Source organism: Shewanella sp. NKUCC05_KAH (assembly GCF_019345585.1).
Taxonomy (GTDB): Bacteria; Pseudomonadota; Gammaproteobacteria; order Enterobacterales; family Shewanellaceae; genus Shewanella; species Shewanella oncorhynchi.
Genome location: NZ_JAHKQZ010000044.1, coordinates 1 through 1,245 on the forward strand (window position 1 = coordinate 1; position 1,245 = coordinate 1,245).

Consider the following 1,245-nt stretch of genomic DNA (forward strand, 5'->3'; position numbering starts at 1 on the left):
CAGGGCGAGATCGTGAATATATTTTAACCGTTTTGACCCCAATTTGACGGACGGTGTCGATTATGATCTTATGCTCTCTTTTTCTTATAGAGAACATCAGAGCATGTACCTTGAAGCCTTCACGTCTCATTTCAACTCGATTGCTGACAGCCGACAATCTGCCAAAGTAACTTACCCATTGCATGATGTATTGTTCGTCACTCTGTGTGGTGTGATTGCTGGGGCCGAAGGCTGGTCAGAAATCCATGACTATGCTGCCGGACATCATACCTGGTTTAAAGAAAAGGGAATTCTGACCGAAGGTGTCCCTGTCGATGACACCATTGCACGTATTATCTCTCGTATCGAGCCGGAACAATTCCGACTGTGCTTCGCCAATTGGATGCGAGCCGTCCATGAGATGAGTGATGGCCATCTTATTGCTATCGATGGTAAAACGCTTCGTGCCTCATACAATCGTGAAGATCGGCGCTCAACCATTCATATGGTCAATGCGTTTGCCTGTGCCAATAAAGTGGTGCTGGGGCAAGTAAAAACTGCAAATAAATCCAATGAGATAACTGCAATCCCAGCGCTGCTCCAGTTATTAGATATAGAAGGAGCACTGGTATCAATCGACGCCATGGGTTGCCAGACAGAGATTGCAAGGCAGATAGTCGAGCAAGGAGGTGACTACTTACTTGCTGTGAAGGCGAATCAAAGTTCCTTGCATGAGGCCGTGGTCAGTGCTTTCAGTGAAGCGCGCAGTAATCCTCTTGATGGACTCGTTATTGAGAAAAATAGAGGCCGTATCGAGGCAAGAGCCTACTATGTAATACCTGCAAACCCGCTCCAAGATAATTTTCCTAAGTGGATGAAATTGAAAACATTAGGTATGTGTTTGAGTTATCGGCATACGAAAGGGAAAGAGGCAGAATTGACCTACCGTTACTATATCAGTTCAGCCACACTCGATGAGCAGCAGTTAGCCAATTCAGTGCGTGGGCATTGGGGTATTGAGAACAGCTTACACTGGGTGCTAGATGTCTCAATGAAAGAAGATAGTTGCCAGATTTACCAACACCATGGGGCAGAAAATTGGGCCATGCTTAGGCACATATCACTGAATATGCTTAGGGCTGAACCTTCTAAAGGAAGCATTCCAGCGAAACAGAAAAGAGCTTGGATGAAACCTGAATATTTAGAATCGGTTCTATTAGCAGGGTTGCAGCTGGACGAATTTTAAACACTCATGCGGTTGCCCTG

At 45.6% G+C, this 1,245-nt stretch carries 1 protein-coding gene; it reads left to right on the forward strand.

The window, feature by feature from the left end; translation table 11 throughout:
• The first annotated feature begins 103 nt into the window (after positions 1-103).
• The gene (locus tag KO533_RS22370; RefSeq protein ID WP_219256191.1) at positions 104-1,225 is read left to right on the forward strand and encodes an ISAs1-like element ISSod22 family transposase; all 1,122 of its coding nucleotides are present in this window, start codon (positions 104-106) and stop codon (positions 1,223-1,225) included.
• Positions 1,226-1,245: the final 20 nt, after the last annotated feature.